Genomic DNA, 16,325 nt, shown 5'->3' with positions numbered 1-16,325 from the left:
TTTCATCCAGTCAGCCCTATGGTTAGGTCCCTGAGCAATGCATGATTGCTCAGGGACCTAACCATTGAGAACGACAGAAGGGTTGCGGGGCAATCGACTGATATCGATGTGGCTCGGCCCTGTCAATCAATCGCTCAGTCGATCGATACGCGGTTCTATCGACTTATGCTCCATGTGCTGCCGTCAGGCCCGTCCGTGATTGCGATTCCCGAATCCTGCAAGCTGTCGCGTATGGCATCGGCCTTGGCATAGTCCTTGTCTTTGCGCGCCTGCGCTCGTGCGTCCAACTGTTGGCGGATAAGAGTATCCAATACCTGATGTTCGGCTTCGGCCGTTTCATTTGAGGAGTCCGCTTGATTCCAAGGAGACGCTTCAGGATCCAATCCCAGGGTGTCCAGCATTGCGCGGACCTGTATCAGTGCGGTTCGAACGGTTTCACGATCGGCATCTGCTTGGGCAAGCAGGGTATTGCCATTGCGTATGGCGGTGAATATTGCAGCGATGGCGCCGGAGACATTGATATCGTCATTCATCGCAGTGACAAAATCTGCAGGCAACTGATCCGCGGCGATCGCAGCGATTGCGTCACTGCTGGGTTGTTCGCCCGCAACGGCAGTGGCACGTTCGATGAATCCACTAATACGATCAAAGGCCGCTCGAGCCTCATCAAGCGCTTGATCAGACCATTCCAGCATGGAACGATAATGCACAGAACCCAATGCATAACGCACAACCCATGCGCTATTGCTAGCAAGCACCGCGGGAACCGACAGGCCGTTGCCCAGAGATTTGGACATTTTCTCGCCTTTGGCGGTCACCCATGCCGAATGCATCCAACGAGCTGCAGAATCATAGCCGGCGGCCTTGGTCTGAGCCATTTCGTTTTCATGGTGAGGGAATCGCAAATCCAATCCGCCGCCATGAATGTCAAACATGCCTTCAAGATAGCGATGGCTCATAGTGGAGCATTCGAGATGCCAACCTGGACGACCCTTTCCAAAAGGAGTGTCCCATGTAGCGGTTGCAGGATCCGTTTCCTTGGAGGCCTTCCACAAAGCGAAATCCCGGGGATCGTGCTTATCAGGTGATGCGTCCGCAGCGTCAACTGGATTGTATTTGTCATTGCCCGCGTTATCGACGCTCGGTCCCATCTGATCGGCAATAGCAGCGTCTTCATCGGCAATGACGGTTTGCTTCTGGTGGGTGAGCTCGCCATATTGCGGCCAGCTGGGGACGTCGAAATACACGTTGCCGGTGAGCTTTCCGTGTTCATCGCGAACCACATAGCCGTGTCCACGCTTCAAAATGCGTTCAATCAGCGTAACCATATCCCCGATATGGCCAGTTGCGCGAGGTTCATAAGTTGGAGGCAATACGCCGAGTACGTCATAGGCCTGTGTGAACTCGCGTTCGTAGTGATATGCTCGTGCCCACCACTGCTGGCCGGCATCAGCGGCCTTGTTCAGTATCTTGTCATCAATATCAGTCACATTACGAATAAAAGTGACGTCATATCCAAGTCGCATCAACCAACGGCGCACCACATCGAAGGCAACCGCTGCGCGAATATGGCCGATATGGGGAGAGCTTTGCACCGTTGCTCCACACACATACATGCCGACTTTCCCGGGTTTGATTGAAGTGAATGCAGACACTTCGTGGGTGGCGGTGTCATACAACCTCAACCCAGCTGCGGATTCGGATAATACGACAGCTTGGGAAGTATTGGAATCATGCGGTTTTTCGGCATTGCTCATGCTGTCGAGAATATTCAGATTGGCAGACAAAATAACACAAGCGCACAGAAAAACAAGGGGGAGTGTCACAATAGAAAGCATGACGTCACCGCATGTGCTTATCGTCCAACACGCCCCATGGGAGAAGCCGGGGCGCATTTTGGATAACTTAGAAGACTTGGAATTGCCCATTGAGGTGCAAAACGTCGCAGCTGTGAAAAAACCGGAGTTTCCGCATTTTGATGAACTTGCCGGCGTGGTGTTCATGGGTGGGCCCATGAATGCCACCGATTACGACAAATACCCGGGGCTGAAAGCCGAGGCGAAGCTTGCGCGGGCTGCCATAGGAGTGGGAAAACCGGTTTTGGGAATATGCTTAGGGCATCAAATTGTCGCAAATGCCCTGGGCGCCAAGGTCACTCATGCCGAGGAGCCTGAAATCGGCTTCTCGACGATCAAGCGTGTGGACAAACACGATTATTTCGCCATGTGGGGCAAGGAACTCAATGTGCTGCAATGGCATAACGACGAAGTGTCGTTGCCGGATGGTGCACAATTGCTCGCCCGTTCGGCAGCTACGAAGAATCAAGCATTCCGACTTGGCTCAGCGCTGTGCTTGCAATTCCATCTCGAGGTTTCAGCAGCTTTGCTTGAAGAGTGGCTCGATGAAAGCTCAATGGTCAAATGGCTGAAGAAATCCCAAATAGCTCAGATTCGCGAAGATATGAGCCAATATGACGCCCAGATACAACCCTTGGCGGAACAGGTCTTTTCCGGCTTCGCCGCAAGATGCAATACCTATATGCAGAGCCTGTGATTCGTGCCTTATGAGAGGTGCGGAGTCCTTTTGTCCTCTTCTTTTGGCGCATTATTGTCCCCGCTGTGCCAAGTCGATTCCAAAGTTCGGAAAGCTGAGGTATGCGCAATCCATAACCGCTTATTGTTTGACCACGAATAATCGGCTTGTATGGAGGGTGATATGAGCATTTCGTACACAGAAGACAAACGGTTCTCCGAGCATGATGTAGAGGAGCTGTTCCTCTCGGTAGGCTGGGTTTCCGGCCGTTATCCGCAACGGCTCCATAAGGCATTGATGCATTCTTCGACAGTGGTGAGTGCCTGGGATGGCGATACTCTGGTCGGTTTGGTACGGGTTTTGGACGATTCTGCGATGGTGGCGTATGTGCACTATGTGTTGGTCAAACCCGAATATCAAGGTCAGGGCATTGCCGGCACCATGATTGAACGCATCAAACGCAAATACGAGGATTTTCTCTATATCGAGGTTATGCCAGAAGAGAGCAAGAATGCCTCGTTCTATGAGCGGCACGGTTTCCATATCATGGAGGACGGCGTGGCGATGCAGATTGTGCATGCTTAAGCGCGTTGCGAATCCAGACTTCTGTGCATAAGGGGAGTCGAAGGTCGTTGAAGGAACGTTGAAGGAGCATTGAAGGGGCATCGAAGGGACGTTGCCCCAAATATATGGGGACGCTGCTTCAACATATATTGGGGCATCCTTTCTTGAAATGTGTCATATGCCTCTGTCGCTCGAATCAAGGGATCATAATCCTCAGCCTTCGGCGATAGGTAATGGACAAGCATATCGGTAGAATTACCTGCATTATGCCGATTTATGATTTGGGTTTGGAACGAGTATCTCTGGCGTTTGCCACAAAAACCATTTTTACCGATGTGACGCAGGGTGTTTTCGAAGGCGATCGCATCGGTATCGTGGGTCGCAATGGCGATGGAAAATCCACGCTTTTGCACCTTTTCGCAGGCAATCAGGAGCCTGATTCCGGGCGCGTCACCAAGCGTGGCGGTTTGACCTTCGGCATGTTGGATCAGCGAGATCCGTTGGATGATGCCGCAACGGTGAGAGAAGCGGCTTTAGAAGGGCGAGAAGATTATGAGTGGGCCGCAGACACCACCTCTCGCGAAATCGTCGAGGCATTGCTTGGTGGAATCAATCTGGAATCCACCATCGGCTCGCTTTCAGGTGGGCAGCGACGTCGTGCGGATCTGGCTCGTTTGCTTCTGCATGACTGGGATATTTTGGCACTTGACGAGCCCACGAACCACTTGGATGTGGTGACCATTCACTGGCTGGCGGAGCATTTGAAGCATCGTTGGCCTTCTGGGCAGGGCGCACTGTTGTTGGTGACCCACGACAGGTGGTTCCTGGATGAAGTCTGCGAATCCATGTGGGAAGTGCATGACGGACAGATCGATCCTTTTGAGGGCGGATACAGTGCTTACATGCTGCAGCGTGTGGAACGCGAACGTCAGGCGAATGTGCGCGAGGAGAGGCGCAGGAATTTGGCTCGCAAGGAACTGGCATGGCTTTCTCGCGGCGCTCGCGCCCGGTCAACAAAGCAGAAATTCCATGTCAAGCAGGCCCGTGAGCTCATAGCGGATGTGCCTGAAGTGCGCAATTCATTGGAACTGAAACAGATAGCGACCTCTCGTCTGGGCAAGCAAGTGGTCGATCTGATCGATGTCACTCAGGTTTTCCAATCGAGGGAACCGAAGCGTGACCCCGAAAATACCCAGGTATCGGCATCTCATGTGGATGTGGTGACACCTATGGTGAGCGAGCCCAAAATAATGGGGTCAGTCGATATTGCAGTGGACTCCTTGGATGATCCTCGGTTGGTTGATGCGGGATATACCGTAAAGGCTGATTTGCAAGCCGGATCGGAGGAACCAAAGCAAGCCGAAGCACGTGGTGCGTGGGCAGTGCAGGATGCTGAATCCTCTTCGCAAGATGACGAGGCAATGAATGGGGAGATTACCTCCGCGGCTCAGCATGTCACGATTAGTGGCAGAAAAGTCCTTGATGACGTGACATGGCTTATCGGTCCCGGTGACCGTTTCGGCATTGTTGGCGCCAATGGCGCAGGCAAATCGACATTGCTGGGTATTATCGATGGCACCATTACGCCCACTGTCGGCCGGGTCAATATTGGCAAAACCGTCAAATTCGCAGTGCTCTCACAGAGACTTGACGAGCTTGAGGAATTGGGAAAATACCGAATTCAAGAGGTCTTGAGCCGATATAAAAACAGCTATATGGTGGATGGCAAAGAGGTGACTCCGGGCCAGCTTATGGAGCGCCTTGGCTTTGAATCCGCCCAGTTGATGACACCTATCAAGGATCTGTCCGGTGGGCAGAAGCGTCGTATGCAGCTTTTGCTGATTCTGCTTGATGAGCCGAATGTGCTCATTATGGATGAGCCCGGCAACGACTTGGACACCGATATGTTGGCCGTTATGGAGGATTTGCTGGACACTTGGCCCGGCACTTTGATTGTGGTAAGCCACGATCGATATCTTTTGGAACGAGTTACGGATCAACAATTTGCACTTATCGGTGGCAAAATACGTCATCTTCCCGGCGGTGTTGATGATTATCTTGAGATGGTGGAAACACTGCGCAACGGCGGAAGCCTTGATGGCGATGGCAGTGCTTTGCCCGACGCTCCCTCTTCGGAAGATCAGGACGAGCCAAGCCAGAGCGATTCCGGAGAACAGAAGCTTTCTGGCAAGGCATTCCACGAGGCTTCCAAGCGTGTTTCCGCTATCGAGCGGAAGTTGGCAAAGCTTGAGGAATCCAAGGAATCGCTGGAATCGCAGATGGCCTCACATGATCCCAGTGATTTTGAGGGGTTGAACGATCTCAATCAGCAACTCAACGCCGTCAATGAGGAAGTGGAGTCATTGGAAGGCGAGTGGATGGAGCTTTCTGAGCAATTGGAGCAATAATACGGCCGATTCCACACTGTGCCTGAAGCGCTAGGTGTGGATGAGAACAAGGTCATCGGACTGAGATTCAATACCCCGCAGCTCCACTATGTGATGTCTCGCGACATAGTTCAGTGTGTTGAGGGACATTGTCTGTTTGAGCGGTGTTTGAAGTCAGCGGGCGTTGGGAAAGATCTTGTTATGCCTAGAAAACAATTGAGGCTCCCGAAGGAGCCTCAACAGCAAGCAGATCAGTAACGAATTAGCGACCGGTGATCTCTGAACCGATCACCTTTTCGCTCAATGCCTTCGGTCCGCGTGTAACCGCGACGGCGCCAGATCGCACCAATTCGATAACGCCATAATGCTCGAGCAAGCCAAGCAGAGCATCGATCTTGCCTTCGGCACCGGTGGCTTCGATGGTGAGCGAGGCAGGGTTGACGTCTACGACGCGCACACGGAAGAGACGAACGATCTCCAAAACGTCAGAACGGTTGGATTCGTCTGCTGCGACCTTGATAAGCACGAGTTCTCGTTCAACGGTGTTGCCAGGATCAAGGTCGACGATTTTCAACACATGCAGCAACTTGTTCAGCTGCTTGATTATTTGCTCCAAAGGCACGCTATCCACGTCGGCGGTCACCGTAACACGGGAAATGTCAGGACGCTCGGTAGGGGATACCGAAAGCGAATTGATATTGAACGCGCGACGAGCGAACAGTCCGGCGATACGAGCCAGAACGCCAGGACGATTTTCCACAAGAACGGAAAGCGTATGCCGTTCGGAACCTGGTTGTGATGCAGGATAATATGCCATAGGTCACTCATCCTCCTTGTTTTCCGATGCGCTAATGGCCGCTTGTTCAGGAGTCTCATCATTTGCGGCAATACCCTCGGTATTGTGAAAGCGCAATGAAAGTGGCTTGGTGCCAGGCTTGTATGACACCTCGTCATTGGCCTCTCCTGCAGCGACCATGGGGAATACCATGGCATCCTTCCAAACTCTGAAATCAATGAGCACAGGCCTGTCATTGATTTCATTCGCACGTTTTATGGCCTCGATGGCCTGCTCCTGGGTGAAGGCGCGGATGCCGACGCAGCCGTATGCCTCGGCCAGCTTGAGGAAGTCAGGAACATCCATGATGGCATCGGTATTTTCGCCGTCAAGCAGATTGGTTTGCGAATAATGATGTTCATAGAACAAGGTTTGCCACTGGCGCACCATGCCATACACGGAATTATTCAGTATGGCGATTTTCAAAGGCGTATGGTCGAGGAATGCTGTGGCAAGCTCCTCCGAAGTCATTTGGAAGCTGCCGTCGCCATCGATAAGCCATACCGGCTTTTTGCCGTCAAACACCCTGGCCGAACCGACAGAAGCGCCGATTGCCGCAGGCAGACCGAAGCCCATTGTGCCCAATCCGCCCGAGCTGATCCAAGAATGAGCATTCTCAAAGTCAATGAACTGAGAAGCCCACATTTGGTGCTGGCCCACGCCCGAAACCCAGATAGAGGAGGGATCGGCAAGTTTGGAAAGCTGTTGTATTACCCACTGAGGAGCCAAAGTCCCATCATCCGACTGCTCGTAGGTGGGAGGATATTGTTCGCGCCATTGATTGATGGTATTCCACCACGGGGTGAGATCAGGCTTGCCCTGCTGCTCCTGCACTCGCCTGATTTCAGGGATGAGATCATCCAACACTGTGGCGACATCACCCACAATAGGAACGTCGGCATGGCGGTTCTTGCCGATTTCCGCAGGGTCGATGTCAATATGGATGACGCGGGCGCCTGCAGCAAATGCGTCGAGCTTGCCGGTCACGCGGTCGGAGAACCGTGCGCCAATGGCGACCAGCAGATCGCTACGCTGCACAGCACCGGTTCCTGCTATAGAACCGTGCATGCCGACCATGCCCAATACCTTGGGATCGGAATCCGGAACGATACCGCGCGCCATCAATGTGGTGACCATAGGGGCATTGGTGAGATCAGCCAAAGCTTTGACCTGTTTTCCTGCATTCGAGCGCATGGCGCCACCGCCCACATACAGCACAGGACGGTACGAACGGGCGAAGAGTTGAGCCGCGTCAGAAAGAACCCTGCCATGAGCTTTGGTGGTGGGGTTGTAGCCAGGAAGAATCATGCGTTGAGGCCATGAATATTGCATCATGCCTGTTTGCGCAGTCTTGGTGATATCCACGACAACAGGGCCAGGTCGACCCGAACGTGCGATGTAATGCGCTTCCGTGAGCACACGAGGGATATCCTGTGCATCGGTGACCAAGAAGGAATGCTTGGAAATGGGGTAGGTCATCCCCACGATATCGGCTTCTTGGAATGCATCAGTACCGATTGATGCTACTCCCACCTGACCGGTGATGACGATGAGCGGAATGGAATCCATATTGGCATCCGCTATTGCAGTGACCACATTGGTGGCTCCAGGACCTGAGGTGGCGATGCATACGCCGACACGACCGGTTGCCACTGCGTAGCCTTCGGCCGCATGTCCGGCGGCCTGTTCGTGACGCGTGAGCACGAAGCGGAACTTCGTGTCGTCATTAATGGCATGATAGACAGGCAGAATGGCGCCTCCGGGGATGCCGAATACATCCTGAACGCCCAGATCTTCCAAAGAACGCACCAGAGCCTGTGCTCCGGTCATCCTCTCGCCTTCGACGTTATTGAATTGTTCAGTGGTTGACGGTGTTTTTGGCACACCGCTAAATGCTTGAAGTGGCGTTGGTAATGCCATGATCCCTCTCATGATCTTGGGTCAGTCCGTACATGCCGCTGCCCACGCAGGATATGCGCTCAGCCTATAGCTACACGAATGCCGTTTCCGCTTGTGGCGAGGTGCAAACGTGTACAGCGATTCAGTCCATCCTAGATGTGGCATCGATAATTGTGTGCGCGCTGCCCACATCGTGGCACATCTAGTGGCGTAATGCCGCGTAATGGCTCAACCCAACTTCATGATCAGGGAATCGGCCTGTTTCGGCCCATGCGTTATTGCTTATCTCGCTTGTCCAAGGTTTTCCAGGCAACCCGAGCTGCGGCAAGTTGCGCCTTGCGTTTGCTGGTTCCTGTGCCCTTGCCTAGCAATTCGCCGGTGTCGGGAAGTACTGCCCGTGCGGTAAATCGAAGCGCGTATTCAGGTCCTTCGACCGACATGCGATATTCAGGATCAGAAAGACCCATGGAATGAGCCTTTACGGTCAGAGAAGTCTTCCAATCCAATGCCGGGCCTTCGGTGGCCACTTCCGCCAAGGTATCGTCGATAAGGCGGTGCACGACCTCGCGTGCCCCATCGATGCCGTGTTCAACAAAGGTCGCACCGATAAGCGCCTCGACGATATCGCACAGAATGGAATCCTTCTGTGCCCCGCCGGATTCTGACTCTCCATTGCCCAGCAGAATATATGGGCTGACATGCAGCTTCTCTCGTGCAATGGCTGCCAATGACTCCTCGGAAACTGCCTTGGCCCGCATCTTGGCCAACTGTCCCTCATTCATATCGGGGTGTGCGGTAAACAATGTTTCGGTGGAAACCAACTCAAGCACTGCATCGCCGAGGAATTCAAGGCGTTCATAATTCAAGGTGCCGGGGTGTTCGTGGGAGAAGGAACGGTGCGTCAGAGCCTGCATCAGCAATTCAGGGCTGATAGTAGTGCCAAGGGCATCCAGCAGTTCTTGGGTTGCCGAGCGGTCATCATGGCCGTTGACCAATTGTTCATTCGATGCCGTCGATGCTGAATCGGTTGTTGTCATTTGCTAGTGCTCCTTGCAGTACGACGAAGCCCCGCCACCCGTCGATGGCAGGGCTTCGTCAAGACTATTCCAGCTGAACTCACTTGGCGTGAGTGGAGTGGATGGCTTCGCGATAGATGCGGCCACGGAAGGAACCGCAGCTCGGGCATGCCATATGAGGCAATGCAGGAGCGCCACAGTTCGGGCAGGTCACGGTCTGCGCAGCAGACGCCTTCCAGTTGGCGCGGCGCGAATGCGTATTGGCGCGCGAAGTCTTGTACTTAGGCAGTGCCATGGTATTCCTCTATTTCGTTCAAACGTTTGAGCTTAAGCGTTCAGTATCCTAGCGCAACCGTGGTACAAAGTCCACCGCAGCACATGTCGCAGGTGCTGCGACGACACGGGGCTTTGCTGTTTAAGCGCAATCGTGTGGCATTCAGGGCTGCAATCCGGATCATCGCAGCCATCGCCAGACTTCAAGCCTTGTGCTGTTCCTGTTCCAGTTGTGCCTTGAGCTGTGCGAGCACATCGAAGCGGCCATCGGTCACATCATGATGATGGTCAGGATCGTCATTCATGTCGAAACCGCATTGGGAGCATAGACCCAAGCAATCTTCGCGGCACAACGGTTGCAAGGGCAGAGCCTCGACCAGCGCATCGCGGAGCAGCGCCTCGACATCGGCAAAATTGCCATCGGCACTCAGCGGATACATATCCTCGGATTCTTCTTCTCCGGCGACGATATCCGCATCCTCGTCTTTTCCTGTTTTGCCGTTTTTAGTGCCGGCGGAATCAGCCTTGGATTCATAGGGGAAGAATACTGTGACATTCACATCCCAATCACGGGAAATAGGCTTCAAACAGCGTGTGCACTCGGCATGAACCGGAGCAGTAATCGTTCCGCTCAAAATCAGTCCGTCGACAATGGAGGACATCGAACCTTTGAGCGTGAGCTCATCACCCTCGTCAACGCCGATAATATTGTCGCCGATTCCGCTGGGTGCAGGGAATTTCGAGTCAATGACTTCACTTTGTCCCGGTCGTGAGGCGACCTGCATAACGGAAATTGCCCATGGTGAGTCTTCTGGACGTGGCATGAATCAAGCCTCCGGATAGTCGTTGTGTTCAATGTGCGGCAGCTGACTGCTTGCATTCTGCTGCCTTTCATGGAGTACATTCAAACCTGCTTGAACATCTTGGCCGAGCTTGCCGAGCTGCTGTTGCAAGCCTTCCATGACGGTTGTGCAGTACTGGTCGGCCCCTTGAGTGAGCCGATCCGATTTTGCTTGTGCTTGGTCGAGAATAGCACGCGCTTTTTGACGCGCAAGCGCTGTGACATTTTCTTGCCCAGCGAGGAATTGCGCCTGATCCTGCGCCTCCCGAATCATGTCTGCGGCGCGGCTTTGGGCAGAAGACACAATTGCATTCGCCTGCATCTGTGCGCTTTCCAGACGGCGTTCCGCTTCGCGCATCAATGCAGAAGCGCGTTCCAACTGCACGGGGAGCATGTCTTTGAGCTCATCGAGCTGCGAAGAGAATTCATCTCGATCGACTTTGACCATAGAAGCGGTGAACATCACGCCCTTGGCTTCGTTCAGGGTATTTTCCAAGGTGTCGATTATGTCGTACACAGTGGTGAACTCTTCGCGACTGCGATCCTCGCCGGATTCCTCCTCAAGTGTCGGAGAGAATGTGGATCGCAAATCAGGAAGATCCTGCATAGAAACATTGTGACGAACAGGCGAGGCGGTGGTTATTTCGCGTTCCTGGGTATCGTCTGCAACCGATTGCGGCGCATTTTCCCAATCGGTATCCACTTCAACATCCGAGGCTGAGGAACCGAGGTCTGCATTCTCGGTCAAGCCATCGCGATTCAACTCATCATCGTACATATGCTCACCTGCTTTACTTGCATACCCTTTGCGTGCGATCCGCTATTCTGACCGCAATGCCTCAGATAATAGCGGAATGACGCCGTCAGGAACCATTCCTGTGACATCTCCGCCATGTCGGGCCACATCCTTGACTATTGAACTGGAAATATGTTCGAGCACAGGGTCAGCGGGCAGGAACAGTGTCTCCACACCTGCAAGCTTACGGTTGACCAGTGCCATTCCCAATTCGGCTTCGTAATCACCGTTCTGCCGCAATCCTTTGACGATGACGGTTGCTCCCACTCGTTTGCAATAATCGGTGATCAATCCATCCGTTGAAGCCACACGCACTTGCTGATAACCGTCGGCATCTAATGCCGTTCGAATAATATTGACACGCACTGATTCGGAAAACATCGGGGTTTTCGCCGCATTGACAGCCACGACGACGTGGACTTCGTCAAAGAACCGTGCGCATCGTTCGATTACATCCAGATGGCCTGCGGTCACCGGGTCGTAGGATCCTGGGCACACTGCAATTGTCATATGAACAAGACTAGCGCGTCGCGCGACCAATATGAGGTATTGCATGTGTCAGGTGTTTTGCATACGGCTGCTGCTTCGATTCGGAAATTCGTGTTATTGAGCCGACATTTGTATTCATCGTTCTAGGCGAACGCCTTGATGCAACGCAAGGTTTATGATTGGGGCAGATTATGGCAATATGTGCCATGGATATGGCCTGAAAGGACGACGAAATGGTGGATTATGCTGTGATGGCCGAATATGGCAGGAATGACGGCAGAATATTTTGGAATGATGCGGACCCCGCTGAATCAGATCCTGGCTCCGGCACGGGAACGGCGGTGCTCGAACGCCCGGAAACCGAGGAACAAACCCAGCGTGATGACGGTGGCGATGCGGATCGGTTTGCACATTATGTGTCAAAAGACCGTATTGCTGAATCGCGTCTGACAGGTCGGCCGGTCGTGGCGTTGTGTGGCAAGGTCTGGGTTCCCAAACGAGATCCCAAGGATTATCCGGTATGCCCGGATTGCAAGCGCATCTATGAGGAAATGACCAAGATGTGATTGCGCATAAATGAATGGGCGGCAGTGCTCATTCAGTCGCGTCATCGAAAAGCGGGCATCGGCCAGACGGTCGGTGCCCGCTTCATAATATGCGCAATACGCGCATTGAACGGTGATTGCTCTAGAGAACGGTGATCTCCGTTGGAATCGCGGGATCTCCTCGCATCAGACTTTGCGCGGTTATCGGCAATTGGGCGAGCGAGGTTGCGCAATGCTTTTGGGCGTTCATAATGGCATCATGGCCTTGATATGACGAGTCAATGGTGCCGTGATCCACATAGTCGACAAGCAGATTCTTCCAATCCTCAGGCGCGTCGAATGCCGCAAGCTTCTCCTCGGATCCGGAAACAACATGCTCGGTGTCGGCCAAATTGTATTCAAAGGAACGATATGCCAGCTTGCGACCTGGTACCGAAGCCTTGTCCTTCGACTTCTTGGCAACGGGCTGCAACACCCCGTCGCCGTTCTCACGCTCGGTGAGCTTGTAAACCATGGCGCAAGTCGGTGCTCCTGAGCCAGTGACCAGCATGGTGCCCACGCCATAGGAATCGACGGGTGCCGTTTGCAAGGCGGCCAGCGCGTATTCATCCAAATCATTGGTCACGGTGATGGTGGTATTGGTCGCTCCCAAGGCGTCGAGCTGATTGCGCACACGCTGTGCCATGGCGGCCAGGTCGCCGGAATCGATGCGAACACCGCCCAGTTCTGGTCCAGCTACCTCAACAGCGGTGCGGACGGCCTCTTCGACGTTATATGTGTCGACCAGCAGCGTGGTTCCCTTGCCGAGCGCCTTGATCTGCGAATGGAATGCATCGGTTTCATTGTCATGTACCAAGGTGAAGCTATGCGCCGCAGTGCCGATGGCGGGCAAGTCGTAAAGCTGTGCGGCCAGCAAATTGGCAGTGCCCTTGAAACCACCGATCACCGCCGCTCGAGAGGCTGCAACAGCCGCCCATTCGTTGGTGCGGCGTCCTCCCATATCCATGCAAGGACGGTTTTTTGCTGCGGAAACCATGCGGGCTGCGGCAGATGCCACGGCTGAATCATAATTCAAAATCGAAAGCAACAGGGTTTCGAGCAGTGTGCACTCGCCGAAGCTTCCCTCGACCTGAAGGATGGGAGAGTTTGGGAAGAACATCTCGCCTTCGCGATAGCCGCGGATGCTGCCTTTGAATGAGAAGTTTTCGAGCCATGCGATGGTTTCTTTGCTGACGATATGACGATCGGAAAGGAAACGCAGCTCTTCGTCAGAAAGATGGAATTGCTCCAGGGCTTCCAAAATGCGTCCGGTGCCTGCGACTACGCCATAACGCCGCCCTTGTGGCAAATGCCTGGTATAAATCTCAAATACGCAATTTCGTTGCGCAGTGCCGTCCTGAAGCGTGGCATCCAACATCGTGTATTCATACATGTCGGTCATTAATGCCGGCGTATAGGTAACCATCGTCGCCCTCCCTATGCAGTTCGTCAACTCGGTGGGCACCAGTGTAGTCGGCTCTTGTGATTTCGGGGTCGATTAGTTCAGGAATGGCAATGTCGGGAATTGACGGATTTTGCAGCACACTCGTGGACGGCAGTCGTCGCATCGAAATGGCTCAGCGAGTCGTTCCCTCGACTTCGGTACGCCAGACATTCCTGTCGGTTTGGTCCTATGGGGGGCAAGGAAGGGCAAGAATTCGCGCTTGCCCCGAGTGATACCCGCGTCAGGATGGTTTCTCTGTGGATGAGCACACGTCAGAGCACGTCTAGAGGTTAAGCTGGTGGGTATGAGGTTTGTGGCTGCTATTTGGCGATTGGCGATTGCCATCCTGTGCTTTGTGAGCACTATGCATGCGTGGAGCCAGCTGAATTACTGGGTGTATTTCACATATCAGATGGGTTTTGTGCTTGGTCTGGTCATGGCGTGGGCGGGTGCTGCAAGCTTGCTCAACGGGGTGCAGCCTCCGGCATGGCTTAAGGGCTGTTTGACCACATATGCGGTGATTACCGCGTTGGTCGCGTATTTCATATTGCCACCCGACGATCCCGCAACGGCGACGATGGTGTGGGGAATCATGACGAATACGATGTTGCATCGCATAGCGCCGGCCATGGCGGTGCTGGACTTCGTATTATTCGACCGCCATCGGCGGTTTGCCTGGCATGTTCCAGTGACCTGGCTGTCATATTTCCCTATATATCTTGGTTTTGTGATTATTCGTGCGCAATGGTGGCCGCATTCGGGACCGCGTGCCAACGGCAATCCGTATCCATATGGCTTCATTGATGTCAATGAGCTTGGATGGATGCAGTTGGCTGTGAATGCCGCCCAACTTGCTGCCGTATTCTTCGGTGTTGGATTGGCGGTCTTCCTTATCGACCGTATTTTGCCGGCAAAAGTGTTGCTGTAATGAGCATTGATCAGCGATGCGCTCGCGAGCTTTCATGAGCTTTCATGAGCTTATGCAAGGTGCTGAGCTCAAAGCGATCGCTGCTGCTGCGAAGCGAATACAGAGCGTTATGGTTTGCCTGTCTCGGTGCCGTCGAATTCCAAGGCGCTTGCATACGCAAATCCGCAGGCGTTGTTGCCTGATGATAGGTTGAAGGCATGGCTGAAATCAAAGATTTGCTGGGTAATGACACTGTGCTGCGTACTGACGGTCGCAAAACCGATGAATTGCGTCCCGTCTCAATTGTGCGTCATTTTACGGATGCCCCTGAAGGGTCGGTTTTGATTTCCTGTGGCAACACCCGTGTGATGTGCACTGCCACGTTTACCGCAGGCGTTCCGCGTTGGCGCAGGGATTCAGGCCTGGGCTGGGTGACGGCGGAATATGCCATGTTGCCTCGGGCGACTTCTGAGCGCACGGATCGTGAATCGGTGCGAGGAAAAATCGGTGGACGCACCCATGAGATCAGCCGGTTGATCGGGCGTTGCCTGCGTGGCGTCGTCGATATGAAGGCCTTGGGGGAAAACCAAATCCAGCTGGACTGCGATGTGCTGCAGGCCGATGGTGGCACGCGCACGGCCTCGGTTACTGGTGCTTATGTTGCCATGGTGGATGCGTTGAGATGGGCTGAGGCGCACAAGCTGATTCGTTCTGCGGAGAAAGTGGTGAAGGATAGCATTTCTGCAGTGTCGGTCGGTGTCATCAACGGAACTCCTATGTTGGATTTGCCCTATATCGAAGACAGTCAGGCGATGACCGATATGAATATCGCCATGACGGGTGCGGGGGAGTTCATCGAAATCCAAGGGACCGCAGAGCATCGCCCCTTCACCCGCGATGAACTCAATGTCTTGTTGGACCTAGCCCAAACCGGTAACCGCCAATTGCAGGCAGCTCAGCGCAAGGCTTTGGCTGCGGAATAATGCAAGAAGGCCGCGGTCCTGTTGGCAATGTGGGATCGCGGCTTGCCTGTTTTCAGACCGTTAATTCGCTGTAAGACGTACAGGCGCAACGTATCACAGTAAGGAATCCACATGAAGCTCATTGTTGCAACGCATAACGAAGGCAAGCTCGTTGAGATACGGCGTATTCTGGCCGAAAGGCTTGGTGCCGATGGGCAGTCGGTTGAATTGGTCTCGGCGGGTTCTTTGGGATTGCCGGATCCTGTGGAAACCGGTGTGACCTTTGAAGAGAACGCCTTGCTCAAGGCTCGCGATGTGGCGCAACGCACAGGAGAAGCTGCCATAGCGGATGATTCAGGATTGATCGTAGACGTTATGGGTCAGGCGCCGGGCATTCTTTCTGCGCGATGGAGTGGCCGTCATGGCGATGATGAGGCAAACAATGCGTTGCTGCTCGCGCAGATCGAGGATATTCCTGATGACAAGCGCACCGCACGATTCCGTTGTGCGGCTGCTCTTGTGGTGCCCCTTGCCGACGGGGAAATGCGTGAGGTGGTGCGCATAGGAGATATGAAAGGTCGCATTATCCGTCAAGCCCGAGGAGAGCATGGTTTCGGCTATGACCCGCTATTCGTGCCCGATGATCAGCCAAGGCGGGAAGGGGAAGGCGCTACGGAGCTTACGAGCGCTGAGATGACGGCTGAAGAGAAGAATGCAACCTCTCACCGTGGCAAGGCCTTGCGCGCTTTGGCCGTGGATATAGAAGAGATCCTGAAGGCGGCTGACTAAGCCGATC

16 protein-coding genes are annotated in these 16,325 nt (G+C 53.8%); 7 read left to right on the top strand and 9 right to left on the bottom strand.

What is annotated here, in order from left to right; all coding sequences use genetic code 11:
• Nucleotides 1–155: 155 nt before the first annotated feature.
• On the bottom strand, nt 156–1,757 hold the full coding sequence (gene cysS, locus BITS_RS01945; protein ID WP_026642811.1) for a cysteine--tRNA ligase: 1,602 nt from the start codon (nt 1,755–1,757) through the stop codon (nt 156–158).
• Between the two features lie 79 nt (nt 1,758–1,836).
• Here cysS and BITS_RS01940 point away from each other — a divergent pair, with 79 nt between their 5' ends.
• The 3 genes from BITS_RS01940 (at nt 1,837) to BITS_RS01930 (ending at nt 5,504) form a co-directional block, all read left to right on the top strand.
• Nucleotides 1,837–2,553, top strand: coding sequence for a type 1 glutamine amidotransferase (locus BITS_RS01940; protein WP_026642812.1), 717 nt, complete (start codon nt 1,837–1,839; stop codon nt 2,551–2,553).
• Nucleotides 2,554–2,715: 162 nt separating this feature from the next.
• Nucleotides 2,716–3,117: a GNAT family N-acetyltransferase gene (locus tag BITS_RS01935; RefSeq protein WP_026642813.1), complete on the top strand. Its 402-nt coding sequence runs from the start codon at nt 2,716–2,718 to the stop codon at nt 3,115–3,117.
• A 245-nt stretch (nt 3,118–3,362) separates the two neighbouring features.
• Entirely contained in the window at nt 3,363–5,504 is a 2,142-nt protein-coding gene (locus BITS_RS01930) for an ABC-F family ATP-binding cassette domain-containing protein (RefSeq protein ID WP_026642814.1), read from the top strand.
• 241 nt (nt 5,505–5,745) lie between these two features.
• On the opposite strand, the gene ilvN is transcribed toward BITS_RS01930, so the two are convergent.
• The 7 genes from ilvN to coaD form a co-directional block, all read right to left on the bottom strand.
• Nucleotides 5,746–6,300: an acetolactate synthase small subunit gene (gene ilvN, locus BITS_RS01920; protein ID WP_026642816.1), complete on the bottom strand. Its 555-nt coding sequence runs from the start codon at nt 6,298–6,300 to the stop codon at nt 5,746–5,748.
• A 3-nt stretch (nt 6,301–6,303) separates the two neighbouring features.
• Complete coding sequence (locus tag BITS_RS01915; protein ID WP_152571229.1) at nt 6,304–8,238, bottom strand: acetolactate synthase large subunit; 1,935 nt, start codon at nt 8,236–8,238, stop codon at nt 6,304–6,306.
• Between the two features lie 254 nt (nt 8,239–8,492).
• Nucleotides 8,493–9,254 (bottom strand): ribonuclease III, encoded by a 762-nt coding sequence (gene rnc, locus BITS_RS01910; protein ID WP_081693600.1) that lies wholly within the window; start codon nt 9,252–9,254, stop codon nt 8,493–8,495.
• Nucleotides 9,255–9,333: 79 nt separating this feature from the next.
• On the bottom strand, nt 9,334–9,528 hold the full coding sequence (gene rpmF, locus BITS_RS01905) for a 50S ribosomal protein L32 (RefSeq protein WP_026642818.1): 195 nt from the start codon (nt 9,526–9,528) through the stop codon (nt 9,334–9,336).
• Between the two features lie 181 nt (nt 9,529–9,709).
• On the bottom strand, nt 9,710–10,330 hold the full coding sequence (locus BITS_RS01900) for a YceD family protein (protein WP_026642819.1): 621 nt from the start codon (nt 10,328–10,330) through the stop codon (nt 9,710–9,712).
• A gap of 3 nt (nt 10,331–10,333) precedes the next feature.
• Complete coding sequence (locus BITS_RS01895; protein ID WP_320850624.1) at nt 10,334–11,125, bottom strand: ATP synthase subunit B family protein; 792 nt, start codon at nt 11,123–11,125, stop codon at nt 10,334–10,336.
• A 42-nt stretch (nt 11,126–11,167) separates the two neighbouring features.
• Nucleotides 11,168–11,653, bottom strand: a complete 486-nt coding sequence (gene coaD / locus BITS_RS01890) for a pantetheine-phosphate adenylyltransferase (protein WP_026642820.1) — start codon at nt 11,651–11,653, stop codon at nt 11,168–11,170.
• 212 nt (nt 11,654–11,865) lie between these two features.
• On the opposite strand from coaD, the gene BITS_RS01885 reads away from it, so the two are divergent.
• Complete coding sequence (locus BITS_RS01885; protein WP_407712186.1) at nt 11,866–12,198, top strand: DUF3039 domain-containing protein; 333 nt, start codon at nt 11,866–11,868, stop codon at nt 12,196–12,198.
• Nucleotides 12,199–12,319: 121 nt separating this feature from the next.
• On the opposite strand, the gene BITS_RS01880 is transcribed toward BITS_RS01885, so the two are convergent.
• Nucleotides 12,320–13,642 carry a nicotinate phosphoribosyltransferase gene (locus BITS_RS01880; RefSeq protein WP_026642822.1) on the bottom strand — a complete coding sequence of 441 codons (1,323 nt, stop codon included), beginning with the start codon at nt 13,640–13,642 and terminating at the stop codon, nt 12,320–12,322.
• 322 nt (nt 13,643–13,964) lie between these two features.
• Between BITS_RS01880 and BITS_RS01875 the strand changes: the two genes are divergently transcribed.
• From BITS_RS01875 to rdgB, 3 genes are all read left to right on the top strand, one after another.
• On the top strand, nt 13,965–14,588 hold the full coding sequence (locus BITS_RS01875; RefSeq protein ID WP_026642823.1) for a Pr6Pr family membrane protein: 624 nt from the start codon (nt 13,965–13,967) through the stop codon (nt 14,586–14,588).
• Between the two features lie 197 nt (nt 14,589–14,785).
• Nucleotides 14,786–15,550, top strand: a complete 765-nt coding sequence (gene rph / locus BITS_RS01865) for a ribonuclease PH (RefSeq protein WP_026642825.1) — start codon at nt 14,786–14,788, stop codon at nt 15,548–15,550.
• Between the two features lie 111 nt (nt 15,551–15,661).
• Nucleotides 15,662–16,318 carry an RdgB/HAM1 family non-canonical purine NTP pyrophosphatase gene (gene rdgB, locus BITS_RS01860; protein ID WP_026642826.1) on the top strand — a complete coding sequence of 219 codons (657 nt, stop codon included), beginning with the start codon at nt 15,662–15,664 and terminating at the stop codon, nt 16,316–16,318.
• Nucleotides 16,319–16,325 lie beyond the last annotated feature (7 nt).

The sequence above is a fragment of the Bifidobacterium tsurumiense genome, assembly GCF_000741765.1.
Taxonomy (GTDB): Bacteria; Actinomycetota; Actinomycetes; order Actinomycetales; family Bifidobacteriaceae; genus Bifidobacterium; species Bifidobacterium tsurumiense.
The sequence above is the reverse complement of the archived record's forward strand: the minus strand, read 5'-3'. Positions and strand labels throughout refer to the sequence as shown.